The sequence below is a fragment of the Nonomuraea sp. NPDC004702 genome, assembly GCF_053601695.1.
In genome coordinates this window covers 56,506-80,124 of the sequence record NZ_JBSGCE010000031.1, presented here as the reverse complement: position 1 = coordinate 80,124, position 23,619 = coordinate 56,506, and the positions used below count along the sequence as shown (strand labels likewise).

The following is a 23,619-nucleotide window of genomic DNA, read 5'->3' as shown; positions in this document are numbered from 1 at the left end:
TGATTCTAACCCCCGCGCGGCACTGGTCAAGAATCAGATTCTAGAATTCGGCGGGATAGAATGCCTGGCATGGCACGCAAGTCCTCGTGGGAGTGGAGCCGTACGGCTCAGACGCGCAAGAGCATGTTGCAGGCGGCCCGTGAGGTCTTCAGCGAGCACGGCTTCGCCGACTCCAACGTCTCTGAGGTCGTGGCCCGCGCCGGCTCCAGCGTCGGCAGCCTCTACCACCACTTCGGCGGCAAGACCGAGCTGTTCCTCGCCCTCTACGAGGACCACCAGGCGGCCCACGAGCAGGCGTCGGCCGCCAGCGTCGCCAAGGCCAAGAAGGAGGGCGTCAGCGACCCCGTCGAGCTGCTGATCGCCGGGGCCCGCGCCTACCTCGACGGCGCCTGGGACCGGCGCGACCTGGTCAGGCTCTTCATCGACGGCGACGGCCCGCCCGGCTTCGAGCTGATCCGCCGCACCCGCGGGCGCGAGTGGGTGCGCCAGAACGCCGTCCTGCTCGGCGCCGGGGGAGACCCGCTCGACCGGTTCACGGTCGCGGTGCTGACCAGCATCATCGGCGAGGCCGCCCGCGAGGTGGCCACGTCCGACACCGAGGAGGAGGCCAGGGAGATCATCGAGGCGGCGATGAAGCTCATCCACCGCCTCGATCCCCTCAGGGGGCTCAGCGACGACTGATCGTCGCCCGGCCGCGGTCGATCACCACCGTCCCGTCGTCCTTGGCGGTGCGGAACAGCACGTCGTCGCCGTCGGCCCAGATGGAGACGGTCAGCGGTTCGCCGGGGAACACCGGGCTGCTGAACCGGCCGGACATCGCCCTGAACCGTGACGGGTCCGACCCGGCGAGTGTGTGCAGCAACGCCCGCCCGGTCACCCCGTACGTGCACAGCCCGTGCAGGATCGGCCGGTCGAACCCGGCCCTGGCGGCGAACTCCGGATCGCTGTGCAGCGGGTTGCGGTCGCCGGACAGCCGGTAGAGCAGCGCCTGGTCCGGCCGGGTCGGGTAGGTCACCTTGTGGTCGGGCGCCCGGTCCGGGACCGCCCACTCGTCGCGGGGCCCCCGGTCGCCGCCGAAGCCGCCCTCTCCCCGGATGAACACCGAGCTGCGCGAGGCGATCACCAGCTCGCCGGTCTCCACATCCACGGCCCTGGCCTCGGTGGTCACCAGCGCGCCCGAGCCCTTGTCGTAGATGCCGGTCACCTTCGACGTCGTCCGTACGCCGCCCGCGGGCGGCAGCTCGCGGTGCAGCTCGAAGCCCTGCTCGGCGTGGACCAGCAGGGCCGGGTCGAAGTCGCCCAGCCGCCGCCCCGGCGACTGCGCCGCCAGCACCGCGAACGTCGGCAGCACCCGCTGCCCCTTCTCGGTGGCGAACTCCAGCTCGTCCAGGCCCGAGCCGACGCCGAGCGCGTACAGCATGGTGTCCTCGGCGGTCCAGGAGCGCTCGTGGGCCGGGCCCTCGACGCCGATCAGCGAGTGGTCGAGCGGCATGTCAGTCCTCCCGCCCGGGGACGCGGCCGTTGGTCAGGGCGTTGGGGGCGGCCTTGTCCACCAGGGCGGGGATGACCGCGCCCAGCTCGGCCGGGTCCCAGCGGCCGCCCTTGTCCACCCCGGGGCCGGCGTGCCAGCCCTCGGCCACGCTGATCATGCCGCCGCGCACGTTGAACACCCGTCCGGTGACGCCGCGCGCCTCGGCGCTGGCCAGCCAGACCACCAGCGGCGCGATGTCGTCGGGGTCGGCGCCGGTCGCCCCGGCCGGGATCAGGTTCTCCGTCATGCGGGTGAGCGCGGCGGGCGCGATGGCGTTGACCGTCACGCCGTAGCGCTCCAGCTCCCTGGCGGCGATCACGGTCAGCCCGGCGATGCCAGCCTTGGCCGCGCCGTAGTTCCCCTGGCCCGGATTGCCGTAGATGCCGGAGGACGACGTCGTGTTGATGATCCGGGCGTCGACCCGCTCGCCGGACTTGGCCTTGGACCGCCAGTAGGCGGCGGCGTGCCGCAGGGGCGCGAACGTGCCGCGCAGGTGCACCCTGATCACCGCGTCCCACTCGTCGGCGGTCATGTTGACCAGCATGCGGTCGCGCAGGATCCCGGCGTTGTTGACCAGCACGTGCAGGTCGCCGAAATGCTCGACGGCCGCTCCGATCAGGCGCTCGGCGCCGTCGAAGTCGGAGACGTCCTCGCCGTTGACGATCGCCTGGCCGCCCATGGCCTCGATCTCGGCCACCACCTCGGCGGCGGCCCCGGACGAGCCGGTTCCGTCCACCTCCGCGCCCAGGTCGTTGACCACCACCTTCGCGCCCTGTCTGGCGAACTCCAGGGCGTGCCCACGCCCGATGCCCCTGGCCGCACCCGTGACGATCACCACGCGACCTTCGACGATCCCGCTCATCCGACACCTCGATCCTTGACCGGCCGATGACTTGAACTGGATTCTAGTATCAAAATCTAGAAAGGACAGGCCCTTGGTGACGACGACCACCGCTCCCGTCGGCCACGCCTGGCGCACGCTCTCGGTCGTGAGCCTGGCCAGCGTGCTGACCGGGCTGGGCGGCAGCGCGATCAACGTCGCGCTGCCCGAGATCGCCCGGCACACCGGGGCCGACGCCACGGCCGCGGGCTGGATCCTGCTGGGCTTCCAGTTGACCACGACCGTCCTGATGGTGGTGTTCGGCCGGTTGGCGGACATGTTCGGCAGGCGCAGGATGTACCTGATCGGGCTGGCCGTCTACACCGGGGCCGCCCTGCTCGCCGGGTTCGCTCCCGGCGCGTGGGTGATCGTGGCCATGCGGGTCGTGCAGGCCGCCGGCGCGGCGATGTTGCTCACCAACAGCGCCGCCCTGGTCAGCGACGCCTTCCCGCGCGAGCGGCTGGGCGAGGGCATGGGCGTCTACGTGGCCTCCTTCTCCATCGCCGGGCTGATCGGCCCGACGCTCGGCGGCGTGCTCGCCTCGAACCTGGGCTGGCGCTGGGTGTTCTGGTTCAACGTGCCCATCGGGGTGGTCTGCCTGGTGTGGGGCGCGCTCACGCTGCGGCGGGTCGAACCGGCCGGGCGCGAACGCGGGCTCGACCTGCCGGGCAGCGTGCTCGTGCTGGTCACGCTCGGCGGGCTGCTGCTGGCGTTGTCGGAGTTCGGCAGGCTGGGGTGGGGGCATCCGGTGGTGGCCGCCGGGCTCGCCGCGTTCGCCGTGGGGTTACCGCTGTTCGTGGCCAGGGAGCGGCGGGCCGCCCATCCCGTGGTGGACCTGCGGCTGTTCCACGACCGGGCCTTCGCCTTCGGCACGCTCGCCTCCTTCCTCAACGCCGTCGCGCGGATGGGCATGGTCTTCCTCGTCGCGCTCTACTTCCAGGCCGTGCGAGGGGACGATCCCGTACAGGCCGGGCTGAAGGTGCTGCCGCTGGCGGTGGCGGCCATGGTCGCGTCGGTGACGTCGGGCTTCCTTCAGCGGCTGACCAGCGCGCGCACCCTCGCGGTGGCCGGGGCCGCCACCACGACCTGCGGCCTGCTGGCGCTGCTCGGCACGATGTCGGCGACCACCCCGTACCCGGCGGTGGCCGCCGGGCTCGTGCTCATCGGGCTCGGCTCGGGGGTCTTCCTGCCCTCCAACACCACCGCCATCCTGGACGGCCTGCCCTCCGAACGCCTCGGCATCGTCAACGCCATGCGCCTCATGCTCCAGAACACCGGCAACGTGGTCGGCACCGGCCTGGTGCTGTCGATCATCACCGCGCCGCTGCCCGCCGCGCTGCACCGGCGCGTCTTCGCCGGGACGCTGTCGCAGCTCTCCGGCGACGCGGTCGGCCTGCTCGTGACCGGTTACCGCTGGGCGCTCACCTGCATGGCCGCGATCTCGGTGCTGACCGTGCTGGCCTGCCTGGCCCGCCGCAAGGCCCGGTGACCAGCGGGCCGGACGGTACGGGTACCGTGGCGGACGTGGCAGAACCCTCCCCGGCGCACCGGCACGTCTTCCTCCGCATGGTCAGATTCGCCGACATCGACTCCCAGGGGCATGTGAACAACGTGCGCTTCCTCGACTACCTGGAGGACGCCCGCTTCGGCATGTTCGCGATCGATCCGGTCCGGGCGGGCGAGGCGCCCTTCGGAGGGCTCGTGGTCACCCGCCACGAGATCGACTACCGCCGCCCGCTGGGCCTGCGCCCCGACCCGGTCAGGGTCGAGACCTGGGTCACCCAGCTCAGGCCGGTCCGCTTCACCCTGGCCTACGAGATCCGCGACGACGACGAGGTCTACGCGACCGCCACCTCGGTGATCGTGGCCTACGACGTCGAGCGGGCCGCGCCGCGCCGGCTCAGCGAGGACGAGCTCGTCCTGCTCAAGCGTTACTCGGCCCAGGGCTGACCGCCCTGGAACCGCAGCCGCCCTCCGGTCCGGGCAGGAAGCGCTGGCTGATGCTCGCACTGGGGGTCAACGCCCATGCGAGCGTCACCTTAGGACTGTTCGGCCTGCCTCTCGTCATGCCAGAAATTGAGCGACATTTCGGTGTTCCGCTGGCAGTGGCCGGAGTCATTGGAAATGCCCCGGGAATCGGTGTTCTGGTGGCGCTCGTCGCCTGGGGCGCGCTGGCCGACCGGCACGGCGAGCGCCTGGTGCTCGGCATCGGCGTGAGCCTGGCGGCCGTGCTGCTCGCCGCCGTCGCCTTCGCCGGGCCCGCCTGGGCGGTCATCGCGCTGCTCGCGCTGGCGGGCGCGGCCGGGTCGGCGGCCATGGTCGGCGGCGGCCGCATCGTCCTGCGCTGGTTCCAGCCGCCCGAGCGCGGGGTCGCCATGGGCCTGCGCCAGGTGTCCTACACCCTCGGCATGGCCGTCGCGGCGTTCGTGCTGCCGCCGGTCGCGCGGGCGCACGGGCTGCCCGGCGTGCTGCTGGTCTGCTCCGCCGTGAGCCTGCTGGCCGCCGTCCTGGCCGCGCTGTTCCTGGCCGAGCCGCCGCACTCGATCGCCGGGGGGAGCGCGGGGCCGGCGCGGTCGCCGTACCGGCAGCCGGCGCTGTGGCGGGTGCACGCGACCAGCGGGCTGCACGCGATGCCGCAGATCGTGGTCAGCACGTACGGCGTCACCTGCCTGGTCGGCCTGTACGGCTGGGACGCCGTGGCCGCCGGCCAGCTCTTCGGCCTGTCGGCCGTCGCCGGGGCCGTGGTCCGGGTGGCCGTCGGCCGCTGGTCCGACCGGGTCGGCCTGCGGATGCGTCCCCTGCTGCTGCTCACCTGCGCCTGCCTGGCCGTGCTCGCCCTGCTGGTCGTGGGCACGGCGACGGACAGCCTGCTCGGCCCGGTGGCGCTCGCCACGGCCTCGGTGCTCACCGTGTCCGGCAACGGGCTGGCCTACCTGAGGGCGGGCGAGCTGGCCGGCCCCGCCTGGGCGGGCAAGGTGCTCGGCACCCACAACACCGTCCAGAACGTCGTCGCCCTGGGCGTGACGCCGCTGGCCGGAGCGCTGATCACCGGGACGGGGTACTGGGCGGCGTACGCGGCCGGCCTGGCTTGCGCGCTGGTGTCGCTGCCCGTCATCCCCGTCCGCGGCGAGCAGCGGGCCGGTTCTCGGTCATGACTCCCGGCGCAGCCACACGGCGGTGTCCGGCGGCAGCGTCCCGGCCTGGACGGTCCCGCTGGACAGCAGCACCGCGTCGTGCGCCGGCAGCCGTACGGGCTCCATCCCGCAGTTGATCGCGCAGATCAGCGGACCCCGGGAGAAGAAAAGCGCTCCGCCGGGGGAGTCCAGCCACTCCAGGGTGTAAGGAATCACACCCGCCAGCTCGCGGCGGCAGGCCAGGGCCCGGCGGTAGAACTCCAGCGTCGAGTCCGCGTCGCCCTCCTGCTTCTCGGCCGTCAGCTCGGCGAAGGCGGCCGGCTGCGGCAGCCAGGGCCGCACGCCGGGCGGCGAGAACCCGTAGGAGGGCGACTCCGCCGACCACGGCAACGGCACCCGGCAACCGTCGCGGCCCGGCAGCTTGCCCTGCGACTGGAAGAACACCGGGTCCTGCCTGGCCTCGGCCGGCAGGTCGGTCACCTCCGGCAGGCCCAGCTCCTCGCCCTGGTAGAGGTAGGCCGAGCCGGGCAGCGCCAGCATGGTGAGCAGCGCCGCCCTGGCCCGCGCCAGGCCCGTGCCGGGATCGGCGGTCTCATAGCGGGTGCGATGGCGTACGACGTCGTGGTTGGACAGCACCCAGGTGGCGTACGGGACCGAGGCCAGGGTGTCGTCGATCACCTTCTTGAACGCGGTCGGCGACCACGGCGCCTGCAACCAGGCGAAGTTGAAGCTCTGGTGCAGCTCGTCCGGGCGTACGTAGAGGGCGAGGTCCTCGGCGCTGTCGGTCCAGACCTCGCCGACGGCCATGCGCTCACCGGGGTAGGCGTCCAGCACCTTGCGCCAGTCGCGGTAGACGCCGTGCACCTCCGGCTGCCCCCAGACCGGCGAGACCGACGTGAACGACTGGTCGCCGACGTCGGGCAGCCCCTCGGCCTTGTACAGGCCCATCGCCACGTCGATGCGGAACCCGTCCACGCCCTTGTCCAGCCAGAAGCGCAGGACGTCGAGGAACTCCGCGTGCACCTCGGGGTTGCGCCAGTTGAAGTCGGGCTGTTCGGGGGCGAACAGGTGCAGGTACCACTGCCCGTCGGGGACCTGGGTCCAGGCCGGGCCGCTGAACGTGGACTGCCAGTTGTTGGTCGTGTCGCGGAAGATGTACCGGTCGCGTTTCTCACCCCGCAGCGCGGCCTGGAACCAGGGGTGCTGGGCGGAGCTGTGGTTGGGGACGATGTCCACCAGCACCTTCAGCCCGTGCTCGTGGGCCTCGGCCACCAGCGCGTCGAAGTCGGCCAGCGTGCCGAACAGCGGGTCGACGCCGCGGTAGTCCGCCACGTCGTAACCGCCGTCGGCCATCGGAGAGGGATAGAACGGCGTCAGCCAGATGGCGTCGACCCCCAGCCTCCTCAGGTACGGAATCCGCTCCCGCACCCCGGCCAGGTCGCCGACGCCGTCTCCGGAGGCGTCGGCGAAGCTGCGAACGTAGATCTCGTAGACGACGGCATCACGCCACCAGGGGATATCCATGTGGGCGTCATGCCCGTTATGTCGGCGAGTTCACCAAGCTGTGGGCCGCATAGACCAGATAGTCCCAGAGCTTGCTCGCCTGATCGTCGGGCAGGCCGAGCGAGTCGACCGCGTCACGCATGTGCCGCAGCCAGGCGTCGCGCTCGGCCTCCCCGATCACGAACGGCACGTGCCGCATGCGCAGCCGGGGATGGCCGCGCTCCTGGCTGTAGGTGTTGGGGCCGCCCCAGTACTGGATCAGGAATCCGCGCAGCCGGTCCTCGGCGCCCGTCAGGTCGGGCTCGGGGTAGAGCGGCCGCAGCAGGGGGTCTTCCGCGACACCTTCGTAGAAACGGTGGACGAGGCGGCGGAAGGTCTCCTCGCCGCCTACGGCGTCGTAGAAGGAGGTCTCTGTCACGTTCTCACCTTATGCAATGGCGACCATGGGGATTCCGGCGGAGTCCAGGGCGGCCTTCACCCTGAGCCGGATCTCCCGGGCGACCTCGGCCTGGCGGGAGGGCAGCGTCTTGGCGGTGATGCGGAACACCAGCGCGCTGTCGGACAGCTGCTCCACGCCGTACACCTGGGGCTCCTCCACGATCACGCTCTCGCGGAACTCGGGATCGGCCCAGATCTCCTCGGCCACGATCTCCAGCGCCGCGCGCACGGCGGTGATGTCGGCGTCGTAGGCCACCGGGACGTCGAAGTAGGCCCGCGACCAGCCCTGCGACTCGTTGCCGACGCGGGTGATCGTGCCGTTGCGCACGTACCAGACGCGGCCGTCGGCGTCGCGCAGCCGGGTGACCCGCAGGGTGACCGCCTCGACGGTGCCGACGGCGGCGCCCGCGTCGATCACGTCGCCCACGCCGTACTGGTCCTCCAGCAGCATGAACATGCCGGCGATGAAGTCCTTCACCAGTTCCTGCGCGCCGAAGCCGATCGCGACGCCCAGGATGCCGACGCTGGTCAGCAGGGGGGCGATGGGGATCGTCAGCCGGTCGAGCACGGTGAGGATGGCGGTGCCGAGGACGACGATGGAGGCGATGTGCTTGAGCACCGACCCCATGGTCTCGGCCCGCTGCTTGCGGCGCTCGTGCAGCAGCGCGTCGATGCCGTCGGTGGCCGCGTTGCGGCGGAACCTGTTGGTGAGCGAGCCGCCGGTGGCCGCCCGGTTCACCACCTTGGTGATCACCCGGTGCGAGATGTTCCGCACGACGAACCCGAGCACCAGGATCAGGACGATGGTGATGAAGCTGGCCAGCAACGGCGCCCAGGAGGCGTTGTCGAGCCAGTCGACCAGGGGACCACAGAACACCGTGTCACCTTGACAGGCTTGCGCCATCTGCGAGCTCACTTTGTCCAAGTCCTGCACGAGCGACGAATCTGCCGGCGTGGGCGTAGGCGATGGCCCTGGTGTCACCAACAGGAACACTGGGTGGATTCCCCCTCAGGAAGCGGTTCGGTCAGCGGCAAATCAGTCCAATTGGATCTAAAAATACCGCTGACCGAACCGGCCGCCGTCACATCACGCCGGGGAAGACGGGGTCGCCCGGTCTCTGGGCCGCGGAGGGAGAGACCGGACGCTCCGATGACGGTCGGCTCGGACGGGCCACACACCCGGAAGCATGGCCCGTTCCGGTTCCAAGGGGGGAGGTGATCCCCCCGGCACCCGGCGGGCGCACCCGCCGGGCTGATCTGCGCGCACGGGCGTACGCCCGCGCGAAGGGGCCGGAACCGGCGGGACGATCAGGGGCCCGGCAACCCGGACGCCCTCCGCACCGATCGTCCCGCCGGCCCCGCGGGGCCGCCGTGGGGGCGGTGACCCGTGGTGGCTGCGCTCCACCCGGATCACCGCGTGGTCACTCTCCCACCGCGGCGAGCACGCGTGCGACCTTGGTCGCGGCACCGGCCGGGTCGTCGGCCGTGTGCATGGGTTCGCCCCAGGACCAGCAGTACCACCAGTCGGGAAGGTCCGAGGCGTTCGCCGGCCGGCAGGTGACGTTCTCGGACAGGCTCGTCGCCTTCGGGTTGATGACGCGTACGAACTGCCGGCCGCTCTGGGTCTGGACCACTCGTGCGAGCAGACCGCGAGCGCCGAGCTCGGATACGAGGCGCTGCAGATGTCCGATCTTGTCGTCCGTCACCTTCTCGTCCTCCTTGGGAATCGTTGCTGGTGGGCCAAACATGGCTCAAGTCAACAGCACACGCAACGCCACTCTGCTGATCACAGGGAGTGGCTATTCCCTCATGGGTTGTAAGAAACAGTCCCTCGGAGGACGATCCTTAACCGTAGGCTTGATGAGCACGTTTCCAAACAGCCCTCACTGCTTCATAGTCATCTCTAGGCGAAGAGCTACCTGAGGGCTACGCTGAGTCACCAGTCTTGACGGGTCGAGACATCGGGAGAGGGGCCGGGATGTCCGGCAGGCAGCACAGGGAAACGGAGATCGCCCGGCGGATCAGGGCCAAGGGCCTTGCCACCGGGCGCACCTCCGCCCAGATAGCTGAAGAGATCCACGAGGCGTGCTCGCCGCAGTTCAGCACGACCCGCATCAAAGCGCACCGCCTGTCCTACGGCATCGCGCTGGCGGACGTGATCGAGCAGGTGCGCGCGTTGTTCGAGCGCGACGCCAAGGCGCCGCCGGGCATCGGCGAGACGTTGCTGTCGGCGTACGAGAGCGGGCTCAAGCGGCCGGGCCCTGAATACCTCCACTACCTGTGCTCGGTCTACCGGGTCGAGCCCATCGAGCTCGGCTTCGACGGGCCCTGCATCTGCGGCCACGGCCACCGGATGCCCGGCGTGCTCAGCGAGCCCACTGGTCGTTTGCAGGGGTCGGCGTCGCTCCCGCGCGACCTGGTGATCCATCCGATGACCGTCGAGGCCGACGCCCAGGAGGACGAGAACATCCTGCGGCGCACGTTGTTAAACCTGCTCGACACCGACGTCTCGTTCAAGCAGCAGTTCGACGGGCCGGTGCTGGGGGCGTGCGAGGGCATCCGGCGGCGGATGGACGAGACGCTGGTCTCGGCCACCGTGTCGGGCGGCATGCTCGACCAGTGGGAGGAGGCGACGCTGGCCTTCGGCCGCCAGTACACCACGACGCCCCCGCTGCGGCTGTTGTGCGACGTGCTGCTGGAGCTGAGCGCGGTCCGCACGGCGTTGTCCAGGCGTCAGCCGATCGACCTCCAGGACCGGTTGTGCCGCATGGCCGCGCAGCTGGCCGGCCTGAGCGGCATGGTGATGATCAACCTGGGCGACCACCGGCTGGCCCGGTCGTTCTTCCGCACCGGCCGCATCGCCGCCGACGAGACCGGCGACCGCGCGCTGCGGGCCTGGATCACGGCCAGGGAGTCGCTCGTCCCCCTCTACTACGGCGACGCCCGCGAGGCGCTCAACCTGGCCAAGAAGAGCCGCGACCTGGCGGGCGCCACGCCGTGCGTGGCCCAGGCCATGGCGCCGGTCGTCGAGGCGCGGGCCCTGGCCATGCTCTCGGGCACCGACAGCAAGAAGGAGGTCGTCGACCAGGCCAAGCGCGCGCTGGCCCGGGCCAGGAGCGCCTTCTCCCGCATGAGGAGCGAGGAGCAGGAGGACATGGCCTTCGGTTACACCGAGAAGCAGCTCTATTTTTACCAGGGTGACGTGCTCACCAAGCTCGGCCAGACCATCGAGGCCGAGGTTGTGCTCGACCAGGCGCTCGGCAAGTACGAGGACCACGTCCTCGACCAGACTCTGATCAGGTTCGACCAAGCCCAGTGTCGTCTCCTGGAGGGTGACCTCGACGAAGCCCTGAGAATTAGTACGAAGGCCTTGCGCATTTTGGGGGATGAATACCTCACGGACCTCATTATCCGCCCGGGACTCGCTCTGGAGCAGGCGATCATGAAGAAGGACGACAAACATCCAATGCTGGCCGAATTTAGCGCCGAACTGAGGCGTCGGAGGTCGGTCCAGAAGGAAGGGAGCGGTGGATGACGTTGAAGATCCGGCGGTACCGCTGGTCCGATCTCGACACCATCCTCGCGCTGCACCGGATCTGCCTCGCCGAGGTGGGTCTCCAACCCGGCGACGGCGTCTACTACGACGACGACTTCCCCCGCATCCAGGAGATCTACCTGGCCTGCGGCGGTGACTTCATCGTGGGCGAGACCGGCTCGCGGGTGGTCGCCATGGGCGGCCTGAAGCCCGTCGACCGGGAGACCGCCGAGGTGTGCAGGCTCAGGGTCCATCCCGAGTTCCAGCGGCGCGGCTACGGCGGCGTCATGCTCTCGGCCCTCGAAGACCGCGCACTGGAGCTCGGCTTCAGCAGCCTGCGCGGTGACACCACGCTCAACCAGGGCGCGGCCCTCGCGCTGTACGCCCGTCAGGGCTGGCGTGAGCTGTCGCGCCGCCAGGTGGGCGACCTCGTCGTCATCTACGGCGAGAAACGGCTGGCGCGCACGCCGGCCATGGAGCTCTAGCTCCGGCGACGACGCCGCGGTCCGACGCTTCCGGATCCGGCGGCCACGCCCCATCCCCTCCTGGGGCCATGGCTTGTTTCCCCTTTCCGCCCCCGTGGCGTTCCTGCGACCTCTACGCTCAGGCGTGACCACACCGCCTCGCGATGATCGCAGAGAGTGACGGTCTCCGGGGCGAGGCATCGGCCCGTTCGCACGGTACGCGCACGCGTCCGTACACAGTGCGAATGTGGAGAGCTCGGCCGTACCGGGCAGTAACCGCAGGAAAGAGCTGTTTTCGCCGCCGCCGGTATGGATGTTTCGGGCCTGGAGTGAGGGTCTTAACTCCAAGTGGAACAGTAACCTCACCGGCTTCGCCGCGTGCTCTGGCGAATGCATTTAGTAGTGGCATGCTCTGCTCCATGGCAGGCATGCCCGCTCCCCGACCCCTCCTGGGAGCCGTGCTTCTGTTGTTCGTCAGCGCCGCTTGGGGGTCGGCGTTCCCGCTGATGAAGGATCTCATTCTCCGGTTACCGGTCGAGGATCTGCTCGCCGAGCGGTATCTCATCGCCGCGGTGACGCTGCTCGTCATCCGGCCGGGCTCGCTGCGGGGGCTGTCGCGCCGGACGTGGGTCAACGGGCTCGTGCTGGGGCTGCTGTTCGGCGTCGGGCAGACCGCCCAGGCGCTGGCGCTGCACAGCCTGCCCTCGGCGGTGTCGGGGTTCGCCGTCGGGTGCAGCGTGGTGATCACTCCGGTCCTGGCCCTGGTGATGTTCAGGAGCCGGGCGCCGCGGCGGGTGTGGGCCGGGGTGGTGCTCGCCATGGCGGGGATGACCGTGTTCACGCTGCTGCGCGGGGTCGAGGACCACGAGGTCTCGCTGCTCGCGCTCGGCGTCACGCTCACGGCCGCGGCGCTCTACTCGGCCCACACGCTCATGCTCGCCGAGCTGTCCAAGAAGGGCGAACGCTTCCACGCGTACGCGCTGACCACGATCCAGCTGTTCACGATCGGCATCCTCACCGGGGGCTTCGCGCTGCGCGGCGGGATCACGCTGCCGTCCAGCCTGCCCGACTGGGCGATCCTGGCGCACCTGGCCGTGGTGTCGTGCGCGCTGGGGTTCCTGGCCCGCTCGTACGGGCAGAAACACGTGCCGGCCGTGCCCAGCGCGATCATGATGTCCTCGCAGCCCCTCTGGGTGGCCGCCATCGCGGTGATCTGGTTCCACGAGCAGGTGGGCTGGAGCATGGTGATGGGCGGCGGGCTGATGGCCGCGGCGATGCTGCTGGCCCTGCCCGAACGGGCGGCCGGGGGAAAAGAGAGCCGGCCGGGCAGGCGCGACCTGCTGGAGGTCTCCCGCCGTGCCGCGCTGGTGCTGGCCGACCTGCGGATCAAGCGTGAGGACCGGCTGCGGTTCGAGCCGGGGCCGGCGCCGTTCATCGCCAAGAGCGCGTGCAAGGACGTCGAGGCGTGCCCGTGGAACGCCCACGCGCTCAAGGGCGGCGGGGAGCCGAGCCTGGAGCGGCTGATCGAGCGGGCGACCGCGATCGTGCGCGCCAAGAAACTGCCCGGGCCGGGCTGCTGCCAGTCCGTCACGCTGGTCGGGCGGTGCCTGTGCACGTTGATGGAGGAATCGGAACAGGCGCGGGTCGCGGCGGTCGATCATTGGTTTCGGTCTCAATAGGCTGCGGGACGCACCCAAATGCCAGGTGCTTCTTATTCGTTAAACCGCCACTTATTCACCATAAATCTTGATATCCGGTTGGGTGTCCGAATAATGGATAGTCACACCCATCGGAGAGGCACGTCATGAAGCGCATCGTCGTCCGTAAGCCAGGCACCGCGAGGCTCGCAGGGACCGCAGGCGTCATTCACAAGGGGTGACCGAGGACAGGTCCCACCTCAGCGTCCAGGGCGGCCCACCCGCCCGATGGGGGGCCGTGCGGCTGCTGATGCCGGTCATCGACGCGCATCGCCGGCCGCGCGGCCCCTACACCGTGGGCGCCGCGCTGCTGCGGCACCTGGTGCCGGACGCCACGCGCGAGCTGGTCGCGGCCCACGACATCGAGATCCGGGCGGTCGCGCCCGAGCTGGCCGGGCAGGTCCCCGTCCGGCGGACGACCATCGACGCCGGGCTGCCGGACGAGGAGCGCATCCTGGTGCCGGCGCCGCGCCGTACGCTGAGGCTGGCCAACGGGATCGCCGAGTTCGTCCGCGCGGCCGTGCGGCCGGGCGCGACGCTCGCGGTGTGCAACGGCGCGCACGCCGATGCCACCGACACCGAGCTTCTCGACGTCCTGACCCGGCGGGTCCCGGCCGGCACGCTGGCCGTCACGGTCTACGCCGAGGGCCCCGAGCCGCCTGCCGACGAGCGCGGCGCCGACGAGCTGTGGGCCCTGGTGGACCGCTGCATGCGCGAGGGCTTCCTGCACGCCGCGGCCGAGCTGGGGCAGCTCGGCCTGGCCCGGACGGAACCGGGGGACCCTGCGTGGTGGCGCTTCGCCCAGCGCACCGCCACCGCGCTCGGCGGGCTCGGCCGCGTCCAGGAGGCGCGGGAGCTGTGGGATTGGGCCCGCGCGGCCAGCCAGGACCCGGTCGTGCACGCCGCCGCCGCGTACGGGACGGCCATGCTCGACGCCCGCCACCCCGACCCGGCGCAGCGCGACCTGGGCCGGGCCCGCCGCTGGCTCAACGAGGCCATCGCCATCTCCGGGCTGCTGCCCGACCCCCTGGAACGGGCCTTCAAGCTCGGCTTCGACCGCAACGGCCTGGCCCTGGTCGAGCTGCGGCACGGACGGCTGGAAGCCGCGCTGTCGCTGGTGGAGTCGGCCGTCGAGCTGGCCGGCGAGCTGGGCGACCGGCACCCGCTGCACCGGATGGTGCTGCTGACCAACCGCGCCCAGCTGCTCGGGGCGCTCGGCCACACCAAGGAGGCCCTGGAGGACTACACCGCCGCCATCGCCCTCGACCCCGGCTTCCCCGACACCTACCTGGAACGCGGCAACCTGCTGTTCCGCCTGGGGCAGCCGGAGGAGGCGCTGGCCGACTACGAACGGGCCATGCGGGCCGGGCCGCCGCTGCCCGAGGCGTACTACAACCGGGCGGAGCTGCGTACCGTGCGGGGCGACGTGGAGGGGGCGCTCGCCGACCTCGGCACGGTGATCGAGCTGGACCCCGGCTACCTGGACGCCTACGTCAACCGCGCCGGGCTGCTGGCGGCGGCGGAGCGGGACGAGGAGGCCAGGGCCGACGTCACGGCCGGGCTCGCCCGCGCGCCGGAGAACCCGCACCTGCTCACCGTGCTCGGCCAGCTGGAGACGGCGGCGGGCCGCTTCGACGAGGCCGCGGCGGCCCTCGACCTGGCCCTGGAGCACGCCCCCGAGCTGGCCGCCGCCTGGGGCAACCGGGGCGTGCTGCGTCACGCCACGGGCGACGCCGAAGGCGCGCTCGCCGACCTGACCCGGGCCGTCGAGCTGGACCCGCAGCCCGACCTGTACGCCAACCGCGCCGTCGCCCTGCGCGCCCTGGGCAGGACCGCCGAGGCGGAGGCCGACGAGCTCCGCGCGGCCGCCTCCTCCTGACAGTGGGACGATTAATGCATGACGGGGCGTATTGGGCGAGCCGCGGGGGTGTGCGGGGCACTGGGGGTCTTGTGGTGGGCCACCGCCCGGCTGGCGTGGGCGGGCGTCGGCTGCGCCGACTGGGACTGCCTGGCCCCGGCCCTCGGCACGCTCCTGGCGATCAGCCTGGTCATGCTCGCCGGAGCCGCGTACGTGCTGGAGCGCGTGGACGTGCGGCCCGCGCGGGGCGCCGCCCTGGTGGCCGCCGGGGCGGCGGTGGCGTTCTGGGCGGCCGGGAAGCTGCTGCCGTCGGTGCCGTACACCGCCGCGCAGGCCGTGGGCGCCGCGGTCGTGTTCGCCGGGGCGGGGGCCGTCGCGGCGTTCGTGACCGGGCCGGGGCTCGCGTTGCGGTGGCGGGTGCTGATCGCGCTGGCGCTGGCCGGCGTGCCGTGCGGGGTGTTCGCCGTGCTCTGGTTCGGGCTCGGCGGCTGACGCCCGGGACCGGCGGCCCCGGGCCGGGTCAGGCGGGGAACACCTGGACGTGGTCGGCGGCGACCCGCAGGCGCACCTCGTCTCCTGGCGACAGGCCGGCGGCGGCCCTGGACGGCACGTCGGCGAAGATCACCGAGGGGCCCGCCTGGGCGTACACGCGGGTGGTGGCGCCCAGGAACACCGTCACGTCGACGACCGCCCGCGCGCCGGGGCCGTCCGCGGCCAGCTCGACGTCCTCGGGGCGGAACATGCACAGGACGCGCGGCGCGGGCGCCTCGACGTCGAACGCGCCGCCCGCGGTGACCCGGCCGCCGACCGCGTCGAGTTCGAGGGTGTTGCGGTTGCCGACGAAGCCGGCGGCGAAGCGGGTGGAGGGCGCGGTGTAGATCTCCGCGGGCGGCCCGCACTGCTCGATGTCGCCGGCGTTCATCACCGCGACCCGGTCGGAGATGGCCAGGGCCTCGGCCTGGTCGTGGGTGACGAAGACGGTGGTGATGCCGACCTGGTGCTGGATGCGGCGCACCTCGTCGCGCAGGCGGTGGCGTACCTGGGCGTCCAGGGCGGACAGGGGCTCGTCCAGCAGCAGCACCTCCGGGCGGGGGGAGAGCGCGCGGGCCAGGGCGACGCGCTGCTGCTGGCCGCCGGAGAGCTGGTTCGGCAGGCGGTCGGCGAGGTGGTCGAGGCCGACGAGGTCGAGCATCTCGGCCACGCGGTCCCTGACCTCCTCCTTCGGCCGCTTCCTGACGGTCAGCGGGAAGCCGACGTTGCCGCCCACGGTGAGGTTCGGGAACAGCGCGTAGGACTGGAAGACCATGCCGATGGGCCGCTTGCGCACCGGCACGCCGGCCATGTCGGCGCCGCCGATCGTCAGCCGCCCGCCGTCGAACCCGGTCAGGCCCGCGATGCAGCGCAGCAGCGTGGTCTTGCCGCAGCCCGACGGGCCGAGCAGGGCCAGCAGCTCACCCTGCTCGACGCTGACGCTCACGCCGTTCAGCGCGGTGTGCCCGGCGTAGCGCTTGGTGATGCGGTCGAGTACGACGTGGCTCATGGAGTGGTGCCCTTCTGGACCGGAGCGGTGGCCATGGACGCGCTCACCCGGCCGCGGCCGAGCCAGACGACCAGCGCGGACAGCGCGAACAGCAGGCCGAAGGTGAAGATGGTGACGACGGCCAGCGCGTTGGGGTCGCCGAGCGTCCGGGAGACGAACTGCCTGGCCGACCAGAGCGGCAGCGTCTCGTAGCTGACGCCGGTGAGGATCTTGGCGAGCGCGAACTCGTTCATGGCGGTCGCGATGACCAGCAGCGCGCCGGAGACGACGCCGCCGCGGATCGCCGGCAGGATCACGCTGACCAGCGTGCGGGCGGGCCCGGCGCCGCACGTGGCGGCGGCCTCGCTGAGCTGGACGGCCCCCGCCGCCAGCAGCGAGCTCTCCACCGCCCGGTACATGAACGGGAACGCGATCGCCGCGGTGGCCGCGGCCAGCAGCCAGAACGTGCCGAACAGCTCGGGCGCGACCGACTTGGTGACGAGCTGGAGCCCCGCCCCGACGACCACCCACGGGACGGCGAACGGGATCACCGCGATCGTCTGGACGATCGACCCGATGCGCGGGTTGTGCACGACCGACCAGTACGCGGCCGGCACCACCAGCACGATCTCGATCACCACGACGACCGCCGAGAGCACGAGCGAGCGGCCGAGCGCGGCCATGACGTCCGGCTCGGCGAACACGCCGGCCCAGTGGGCCAGGGTGTAGCCGTCGGGCAGCGGGGTGTCGGTCCAGCGGGTGGCCACCGAGTACAGCAGGGCGGCCAGCAGCGGCAGCCCGAAGTAGACCGCCAGCAGGCCGAGGAAGACGCGCCGTCTCACAGCCACCTCGCAGCGCGCCTGAGCGAGAGCCGGTAGAGCAGCGTCGCCCCGATGGCCAGGATCATCAGCAGCACCGACAGCACGGCGGCCCGGCCGAGGCCGAACACCGAGGACTCCAGCGTGCTGCCGATCTGCAGGGTGATGAGCTTGGTCGCGCTGGGGGAGGAGCCGATGGCGTACGCGACGGCGTAGACGCCGATCGTCCAGGTGAAGACCAGCAGCCAGCCCGCGATGACGAACGGCGCGAGCACCGGCAGGCCGACGTACCGCCAGAACTGCCACCGGGTGGCGTGGCAGACCGCGGCGGCCTCCTGCCAGTCGTCCTTGAGCACGCTGAGCGCGGGCAGCGTGAGCAGCACGAACATCGGGACGTTGAAGTACAGGTAGACGACGTTCATGCCGTTGAAGGAGCCGAGCGAGGGGAACGGGTTGTCCTCGATCCCGAACAGGCCCTTGAGCACGAGCGTCAGCATGCCGGTCGAGCCGATCAGCGCGACGAAGCCGAACGCCAGGCCGATGCCGGCGAAGTTCGAGGCGACGTTCATCAGCGACAGCCAGAAGGCCCGGCCGCCGAGGCGCATCCGGGTGATCAGCCAGGCGGCGGGCGAGCCGAGCGCGGTGGCCAGGGTGGCCTGGGTCAGGCCGAGCGCGAGCGAGCCGCCGATCGCCTGGCGGTCCACCGGGTTCCGCGCCACCTTGACGATGTGGTCGAAGCCGTAGCCGCCGTCCGGCAGGGCGAAGGTGTCGTGCAGCAGCCGCAGCGCCGGCAGCACCAGCGTGGCCAGCGTGAACAGCAGCAGCGGCAGGGCCGGGCCCCAGGCGGTGAACAGCCTGCCCGGGGCCCTGCGGCGCGCGGCGGCCGGGGGAGCCGCCACGGACTCCGTGATGTGGGACGTCACGCGAGGACCTTCGCCTCCCAGTCGGCGACGATCTGCTCGGGATTGACCTTCGTGATCTCGATCTCCTTGACCGGCGCGTACGACTCCTCGGGCAGCCAGTTGGCCTTGGCGTCGGCCGGGAGTTGCAGGTCGCCGTTGAGCGCGCGGACCGGCCGGGCGCCGAACTTGGCGAACAGCGTCTGGGCCTCGTCGGAGAGCACGTAGTCGAGCAGGCCCTTGAGGAAGTCGCCCTTGGCCGTGTTGTACTTGTTGATCATCATTCCGGACGGCGACCAGACCGAGCCGTCGGAGGGGATGATCACCTCCACGTTGACGTTCTTGGCCTTCAGCGCGGCCTTCTGGGCCAGGCCGTTGAAGTCGTAGTTGATCTGGATCGGGGCCTCGCCCTTCTCCAGAGTCTCCTCGCTCATCTTGACGTCGCTGAGGTTGCCGGCGTCCTTGAGCTTCTTGAAGTAGGTGTAGGCGGGGGTCAGGTCGTCCACCGAGCCGCCGCCCGCGACCGCGGCGGCGACGACCATGGCCTGGCCGGTGCCGGAGGAGGCCGGGTTCTTGATGGCGATCTGGCCCTTGTACTCGGGCTTGAGCAGGTCCTGCCAGCTCTTGGGCGGGTTGCTCACCTTGTCGGTGTTGACGACGAACGCGGGCGCGCCGACGAACGTGGCGACCCAGCCGCCCTTGCCCTTCTGCCAGTCCTTCAGCTTGGCCGCCGACGGCGGCAGGTACGCCGGCACCACGCCCTTGGCCTCGGCCACCGGCCCCCACATGAGGCCGATGTCGCTGGCCGTGCCGATCGGGTTGTCCTTCTCGGCGTCGAACTTGACGATCTCCTCCGAGGAGGACATGTCGGTGTCCTTGTGGGCGCAGGTGCCCTGGTACTTGGCGCAGAACGTCTTGACGACCTCGCCGTAGTTGGCCCAGTCGGGGGCCAGGCCGTAGGTCGGCAGATCCTTGCCCTGGGCGGCGATCTTGCCGGTGTCCGGGGCGGCGGACCAGTCGTATTCACCGGCGCCGGCCGAACTGCCGCACGCGGTGAGGGCGAAAAGGGATGAGGCGGCAATTACCGCCCATGTGGGATGCTTCATATGGACCCTCGGTTAATTCCGGGTGAATTCGACAAGTGCCGTGAGCAGGTCTTTTCCCCGGCATGTCTAGTGCAGCGGACCGGTCCGGCCAATGCGTGATTTGCCTATCGCCGCTATAGGCGGAGCCATATAACGGCTGCCTATCGGGGGCATCGGTCTAATCCCCCTTGTCCGGAACATCCAAGGCCGTGAGGCTTTGCGGTATCAGAAGTTGACCGGAAAGGAACCCGATGGCGACGATCCCGAGTCGCTACCTGCTCAACCACATCGGCGGCGAATGGCGTGCCCCCGAGAGCGGGCAGACCCGGCCGAACATCAACCCCGGCGACCTCTCCGACCACATCGGGGACTTCGCCGAGTCCGGTGGCGCGGACGTCGAGCTGGCCGTGGAGGCCGCCGCGGCGGCGATGCCGGAGTGGAAGGGACTCGGGCCGATCAAGCGCGCCGAGTACCTGCGCGCCGCCGAACGCCTGATCGAGGAGCGGGCCGAGGACTTCGCCCAGGCGATCACGCGTGAGCAGGGCAAGCTCATCAAGGAGGCGCGCGGCGAGGTCAGGCGGGCCCTGGCCATCCTCGACTTCACCGCGGGCGAGGGGCGCAGGCTGAAGGGCGAGACGCTGCCCGCCGAGGAGCCGCGCACGTTCTCCTACACCTTCCGCGCGCCCATCGGCGTGGTCGGCCTGGTGACGCCGTGGAACTTCCCGCTCGCCATCCCCATGTGGAAGGTCGCCCCGGCGCTGCTGGCCGGGTGCGGGGCGGTGCTCAAGCCGTCGCCGTTCACGCCGCTGACCTCCGCGCTGCTGGTGGAGGCGTTCGTGGACGCGGGCGTCCCGGCCGGGGTGCTCAACCTCGTGCAGGGCGACATCGCGGCGGGCGAGGCACTGGTGACGCACCCGCGCGTGGCCGGGATCAGCTTCACCGGCTCGCTGCCCGTGGGCCTGGCCATCCACCAGGCCGGCGCGCCGCGGCTGCTGCGCACCCAGCTCGAACTGGGCGGCAAGAACGCGGTCCTGGTGCTCGCGGACGCGGATCTGGACAAGGCGGTCAAGGCCACCGTGTTCGGCGCGTTCGGGCAGTCGGGGCAGCGGTGCAGCGCCACCTCCCGGGTGATCGTCGACCGGGCCGTCAAGGAGGAGTTCCTGTCGCGGCTGGTCGCCGAGGTGGCCCGGCTCAAGGTGGGGCCGGGCCTGTCGGAGGAGGCCACGATCGGCCCGGTCGTGAACGAGACCCGCATGCGCGCCTGCCTGGACGCGGTCAAGGCCGCGCAGGAGGCCGGGGCCAAGATCGCCGTCGGCGGCGAGCGGCACACCGAGGGCGTCCCTGAGGGCTGCTACGTGCAGCCGACCGTGCTGCGCGACGTGCCCTGGGACAGCGAGATCGCCCAGGAGGAGATCTTCGGCCCGGTGTTGTCCGTGGTGGACTGCGACGGCTTCGACGACGCCATGCGCATCTCCAACTCGGTCAGGTACGGCATGAGCGGCACGATCTTCACCCAGGACCCGGCGACCATCTTCGAGGCCCTGGACCGCTTCGAGGCGGGCATGCTGCACGTCAACCGGCCCGGCGTCGGCGCGTACGCGCACCTGCCGCACATGGGCGCCAAGCTGTCGCAGTTCGGCCCGCCCGAGTGCTCGCCGCAGGTCTGGGACTTCTACACCGAGTGGCGGTCGGCGTGCATAAGTTACTGACGGCCGCCGAGGCCGTCGCCCGGCACGTCCCCGCCGGGGCCGTGGTCGGGATGGGCGGCCAGAACATCAACCGGTGCCCGATGGCGCTGGTGCACGAGGTGATCAGGCAGGGGATCGGCGGGCTGACCGTGGTCGGCTGCAACCTGTCGCTGCCGCTCGACATGCTGGTGGCCGCGGGCCTGGTTGCCCGCACCGAGCAGGGCACCGGCAACCTGGAACGTTACGGCACGCTGTTCGCCTGGCGTCGGGCCGTCGAGCGCGGCGAGGTCGGCGTCGGCGACCACTCGCACCTGGCGATGGCCACCCGCTTCGCGGCCGGGGCCGTCGGGGTGCCCTTCCTGCCGACGCGCAGCCTGCTCGGCACCGACCTGCTGGCCGACCTGGTCTCGGACGGGGTGGCGGTGGAGTCGGCCGATCCGTGGACGGGGCAGCCGGTCGTGCTGCTGCGGGCGATGACGCCGGACGTGGCCATCATCCACGCGAACCGCGCCGACCTGGCCGGGAACGTCGTGATCGAGGGGGTCACCTCCCACGAGGTGGACATGGTCAGGGCCGCCCGCGCCACGATCGTGTCGGCCGAGGAGGTGCTGCCCGCCGGGGCGTTCGCCGACCGGCCCGAGCGGGTCACCATCCCGGAGGCGTACGTGACGGCGGTCGTCCACCAGCCCTTCGGCGCCTTCCCGACCTCCGTCTACCGCGCGTACGACTTCGCCGAGCCGGAGATCAAGGAGTACCAGGCGCTGGGCCGGGCCGGGGACGACGGGCTGCGCGAGTGGATCGGGGCCAACCTGGGCGCGTCCTTCGACGACTACCTCAGGGCCCGCGACCCGGCGGGCACGCTCAGGGCCGGGCTGACCGAGCAGATGGGGAGGCTGGTGTGAGCGCGGAGTGGACCGCCCTGCCGAGGGAACTGCTGGTCGTCGAGGGCGCCCGGCAGATCCGCGACGGGGACCTGGTGATCGTCGGCACCGGCCTGCCGCTGCTGGCCGCCACGCTCGCCCAGCGCACCCACGCGCCGGAGGCCAAGCTCGTCATCGAGTCGGGGGTGATGTTCCCGAAGGTCGTGCCGACGCCGGTGTCGGTGGTCGATCCGCGGCTGATGCGCGGCGCCGCGCGGCACGGGTCGCTGTTCGAGGCGCTGGGCGGGCTGGTGCAGCGCGGGCTGGTCCGTACGGGGTTCCTCGGCGGGGCCCAGGTGGACGAGTACGCCAACATCAACTCCACCTGGGTCCCCAGACCGGACGGCTCGCGGGTGCGGCTGCCCGGCAGCGGCGGCGCCAACGACATCGCCAGCCACTGCCGGCAGGTGGTGATCCTGACCGACCACGAGAAGCGGCGCTTCCCCGCCCGCTGTGACTACGTCACCAGCCCGGGATTCCTGGGCGGGCCGGGGGAGCGGGCCAAGGCCGGGCTCGGGCCGTTGCGCGTCAAGGTCGTCACCGACCTGTGCGTGATGGAGGCCGAGGACTCGGCGCTGACCGTGACGGCGCTCATGCCGGGGGCGAGCGTCACGGACGTACTGGACAACACCGGCTTTACCCCGAAATTTCGGGATTCGTTGGAAATTGTGGTGCCGCCGGACCCCGAGGACCTCCGCCTGCTGCGCGAGGAGATCGACCCGGCGTGCGTGTACTTCCCTGAAAGGAAAGCCCGTTGACCGACAAGAAGCCGTTCGCCTGGGAGACGGCGATCGCCTGGAAGAACAAGGACCGGATCGTCGTGCGCGGGTACGACGTGAACGAGCTGACCGGCAACATCTCCTTCGCCGAGCACTTCCACCTGGTGCTGCGCGGCGAGCTGCCGACCCCCGAGGTGGGCCGGATGACCGAGGCGATCCTGGTGAACATGGCCGAGCACGCCATGTCGCCCTCCTCGGCCACCGTGCGCTTCGCCACCTCCGGCGGCGCCGAGCTGAACGCGGCCGTCGCGGCGGGCGTCGCCGGCATCGGCCGCCTGCACGGCACCGCCGACCGGCCCGCCGAGATGTTCCTCGCGGTCGGTGAGCGGGCCGAGCGCGACGGGCTGAGCGACGAGGAGGCCGCCGCCAAGGTCGTCGCCGAGATGCGCGAACGCCGCGAGCGCATGCCCGGGTTCCACCACGCCCAGCACATCCGCGACCCGCGCACGGTCCGCCTGCTGGGGCTCTCGGACGAACTGGGCGTCACCGGCCGGTACGTCCGCATCGCCCGCGCGATGGAGGACGCCACCGAGGGCGTCTTCGGCCGCCGCATCTGGCTCAACGGCCCCGGTTCGATGGGCTGTGTCGGCCTCGACATGGGGTACGAGCCGCTGCAGCTCAAGGCCATGTTCATCGTGTGCCGGTCGTTGTCGCTGTGCGCGCACTCGATCGAGGAGATGACCAGGGAGAAGGGCTGGCGGGCCTCCGCCAACTCCGACATGGTCCAGCCGCTGGACCTGTCGATGCAGGGGCCGGACCACTACGACGGCCCGGCCGACCGCACCCTGACCTGACCCGGCCTGGGCCGCCACCGGCCGACCCGGTCGGCGACGGCGCCTCCGTGCCGCCCCTTGACACCCGCGTCCCCACT

General features: G+C 71.3%; 23 protein-coding genes. 13 read left to right on the top strand and 10 right to left on the bottom strand.

The genetic code is table 11. The features are described from left to right. Positions 1–69 precede the first annotated feature (69 nt). Positions 70–681, top strand: coding sequence for a TetR/AcrR family transcriptional regulator (locus ACWEJ6_RS32215; protein ID WP_352322431.1), 612 nt, complete (start codon positions 70–72; stop codon positions 679–681). Here the strand turns inward: ACWEJ6_RS32215 and ACWEJ6_RS32210 are convergent. Both ACWEJ6_RS32210 and ACWEJ6_RS32205 read right to left on the bottom strand, forming a co-directional pair. Next, positions 668–1,492, bottom strand: coding sequence for a MaoC/PaaZ C-terminal domain-containing protein (locus ACWEJ6_RS32210; protein WP_452428688.1), 825 nt, complete (start codon positions 1,490–1,492; stop codon positions 668–670). The genes ACWEJ6_RS32215 and ACWEJ6_RS32210 overlap by 14 nt on opposite strands. A gap of 1 nt (position 1,493) precedes the next feature. Further along, positions 1,494–2,393 carry an SDR family oxidoreductase gene (locus tag ACWEJ6_RS32205; RefSeq protein ID WP_452428686.1) on the bottom strand — a complete coding sequence of 300 codons (900 nt, stop codon included), beginning with the start codon at positions 2,391–2,393 and terminating at the stop codon, positions 1,494–1,496. A 76-nt stretch (positions 2,394–2,469) separates the two neighbouring features. Here ACWEJ6_RS32205 and ACWEJ6_RS32200 point away from each other — a divergent pair, with 76 nt between their 5' ends. The 3 genes from ACWEJ6_RS32200 (at position 2,470) to ACWEJ6_RS32190 (ending at position 5,566) form a co-directional block, all read left to right on the top strand. Beyond that, entirely contained in the window at positions 2,470–3,900 is a 1,431-nt protein-coding gene (locus ACWEJ6_RS32200; protein ID WP_452428684.1) for an MFS transporter, read from the top strand. Positions 3,901–3,977: 77 nt separating this feature from the next. Further along, positions 3,978–4,361: an acyl-CoA thioesterase gene (locus ACWEJ6_RS32195; protein ID WP_452428744.1), complete on the top strand. Its 384-nt coding sequence runs from the start codon at positions 3,978–3,980 to the stop codon at positions 4,359–4,361. Between the two features lie 50 nt (positions 4,362–4,411). Next, the gene (locus tag ACWEJ6_RS32190; RefSeq protein WP_452428682.1) at positions 4,412–5,566 is read left to right on the top strand and encodes an MFS transporter; all 1,155 of its coding nucleotides are present in this window, start codon (positions 4,412–4,414) and stop codon (positions 5,564–5,566) included. Here ACWEJ6_RS32190 and ACWEJ6_RS32185 read toward each other — a convergent pair. From ACWEJ6_RS32185 to ACWEJ6_RS32170, 4 genes are all read right to left on the bottom strand, one after another. After that, complete coding sequence (locus tag ACWEJ6_RS32185) at positions 5,561–7,069, bottom strand: glycoside hydrolase family 13 protein (protein ID WP_452428680.1); 1,509 nt, start codon at positions 7,067–7,069, stop codon at positions 5,561–5,563. The genes ACWEJ6_RS32190 and ACWEJ6_RS32185 overlap by 6 nt on opposite strands. Before the next feature lie 16 nt (positions 7,070–7,085). Beyond that, positions 7,086–7,466 carry a globin gene (locus tag ACWEJ6_RS32180; protein ID WP_387678998.1) on the bottom strand — a complete coding sequence of 127 codons (381 nt, stop codon included), beginning with the start codon at positions 7,464–7,466 and terminating at the stop codon, positions 7,086–7,088. Between the two features lie 9 nt (positions 7,467–7,475). Next, a complete protein-coding gene (locus tag ACWEJ6_RS32175; protein WP_452428677.1) occupies positions 7,476–8,363 on the bottom strand; it encodes a mechanosensitive ion channel family protein in 888 nt (295 codons plus the stop codon). Positions 8,364–8,907: 544 nt separating this feature from the next. Then, complete coding sequence (locus ACWEJ6_RS32170; RefSeq protein ID WP_352360547.1) at positions 8,908–9,192, bottom strand: hypothetical protein; 285 nt, start codon at positions 9,190–9,192, stop codon at positions 8,908–8,910. A gap of 272 nt (positions 9,193–9,464) precedes the next feature. Between ACWEJ6_RS32170 and ACWEJ6_RS32165 the strand changes: the two genes are divergently transcribed. The 5 genes from ACWEJ6_RS32165 (at position 9,465) to ACWEJ6_RS32145 (ending at position 15,532) form a co-directional block, all read left to right on the top strand. After that, on the top strand, positions 9,465–11,021 hold the full coding sequence (locus ACWEJ6_RS32165) for an XRE family transcriptional regulator (protein WP_452428675.1): 1,557 nt from the start codon (positions 9,465–9,467) through the stop codon (positions 11,019–11,021). Beyond that, positions 11,018–11,506, top strand: a complete 489-nt coding sequence (locus tag ACWEJ6_RS32160; RefSeq protein WP_358294741.1) for a GNAT family N-acetyltransferase — start codon at positions 11,018–11,020, stop codon at positions 11,504–11,506. The genes ACWEJ6_RS32165 and ACWEJ6_RS32160 overlap by 4 nt, the downstream gene beginning before the upstream one ends. Before the next feature lie 437 nt (positions 11,507–11,943). Then, positions 11,944–13,164, top strand: coding sequence for a DMT family transporter (locus ACWEJ6_RS32155; RefSeq protein ID WP_452428673.1), 1,221 nt, complete (start codon positions 11,944–11,946; stop codon positions 13,162–13,164). Between the two features lie 196 nt (positions 13,165–13,360). After that, on the top strand, positions 13,361–15,061 hold the full coding sequence (locus tag ACWEJ6_RS32150) for a tetratricopeptide repeat protein (protein ID WP_452428671.1): 1,701 nt from the start codon (positions 13,361–13,363) through the stop codon (positions 15,059–15,061). 18 nt (positions 15,062–15,079) lie between these two features. Continuing rightward, positions 15,080–15,532, top strand: coding sequence for a hypothetical protein (locus tag ACWEJ6_RS32145; protein WP_449919767.1), 453 nt, complete (start codon positions 15,080–15,082; stop codon positions 15,530–15,532). A 28-nt stretch (positions 15,533–15,560) separates the two neighbouring features. On the opposite strand, the gene ACWEJ6_RS32140 is transcribed toward ACWEJ6_RS32145, so the two are convergent. Genes ACWEJ6_RS32140 through ACWEJ6_RS32125 form a run of 4 tightly spaced genes read right to left on the bottom strand, consistent with a single transcriptional unit; the run spans position 15,561 to position 19,382 of the window. Beyond that, entirely contained in the window at positions 15,561–16,580 is a 1,020-nt protein-coding gene (locus tag ACWEJ6_RS32140; protein ID WP_452428669.1) for an ABC transporter ATP-binding protein, read from the bottom strand. Beyond that, on the bottom strand, positions 16,577–17,401 hold the full coding sequence (locus tag ACWEJ6_RS32135; RefSeq protein WP_357980614.1) for an ABC transporter permease: 825 nt from the start codon (positions 17,399–17,401) through the stop codon (positions 16,577–16,579). The genes ACWEJ6_RS32140 and ACWEJ6_RS32135 overlap by 4 nt, the downstream gene beginning before the upstream one ends. After that, the gene (locus ACWEJ6_RS32130) at positions 17,398–18,300 is read right to left on the bottom strand and encodes an ABC transporter permease (protein ID WP_452428666.1); all 903 of its coding nucleotides are present in this window, start codon (positions 18,298–18,300) and stop codon (positions 17,398–17,400) included. The genes ACWEJ6_RS32135 and ACWEJ6_RS32130 overlap by 4 nt, the downstream gene beginning before the upstream one ends. Then, a complete protein-coding gene (locus ACWEJ6_RS32125) occupies positions 18,297–19,382 on the bottom strand; it encodes an ABC transporter substrate-binding protein (protein WP_452428664.1) in 1,086 nt (361 codons plus the stop codon). The genes ACWEJ6_RS32130 and ACWEJ6_RS32125 overlap by 4 nt, the downstream gene beginning before the upstream one ends. A 230-nt stretch (positions 19,383–19,612) precedes the next feature. Between ACWEJ6_RS32125 and ACWEJ6_RS32120 the strand changes: the two genes are divergently transcribed. The 4 genes from ACWEJ6_RS32120 to ACWEJ6_RS32105 are packed head-to-tail and all read left to right on the top strand — an operon-like array spanning position 19,613 to position 23,542. After that, a complete protein-coding gene (locus tag ACWEJ6_RS32120) occupies positions 19,613–21,070 on the top strand; it encodes an aldehyde dehydrogenase family protein (protein ID WP_452428662.1) in 1,458 nt (485 codons plus the stop codon). Beyond that, positions 21,055–21,951, top strand: coding sequence for a CoA transferase subunit A (locus ACWEJ6_RS32115; protein ID WP_452428660.1), 897 nt, complete (start codon positions 21,055–21,057; stop codon positions 21,949–21,951). The genes ACWEJ6_RS32120 and ACWEJ6_RS32115 overlap by 16 nt, the downstream gene beginning before the upstream one ends. Next, positions 21,948–22,727: a CoA-transferase subunit beta gene (locus tag ACWEJ6_RS32110; protein ID WP_452428658.1), complete on the top strand. Its 780-nt coding sequence runs from the start codon at positions 21,948–21,950 to the stop codon at positions 22,725–22,727. Before ACWEJ6_RS32115 ends, ACWEJ6_RS32110 begins: the two co-directional genes overlap by 4 nt. Next, a complete protein-coding gene (locus ACWEJ6_RS32105; protein WP_452428656.1) occupies positions 22,724–23,542 on the top strand; it encodes a citrate/2-methylcitrate synthase in 819 nt (272 codons plus the stop codon). The genes ACWEJ6_RS32110 and ACWEJ6_RS32105 overlap by 4 nt, the downstream gene beginning before the upstream one ends. Positions 23,543–23,619: the final 77 nt, after the last annotated feature.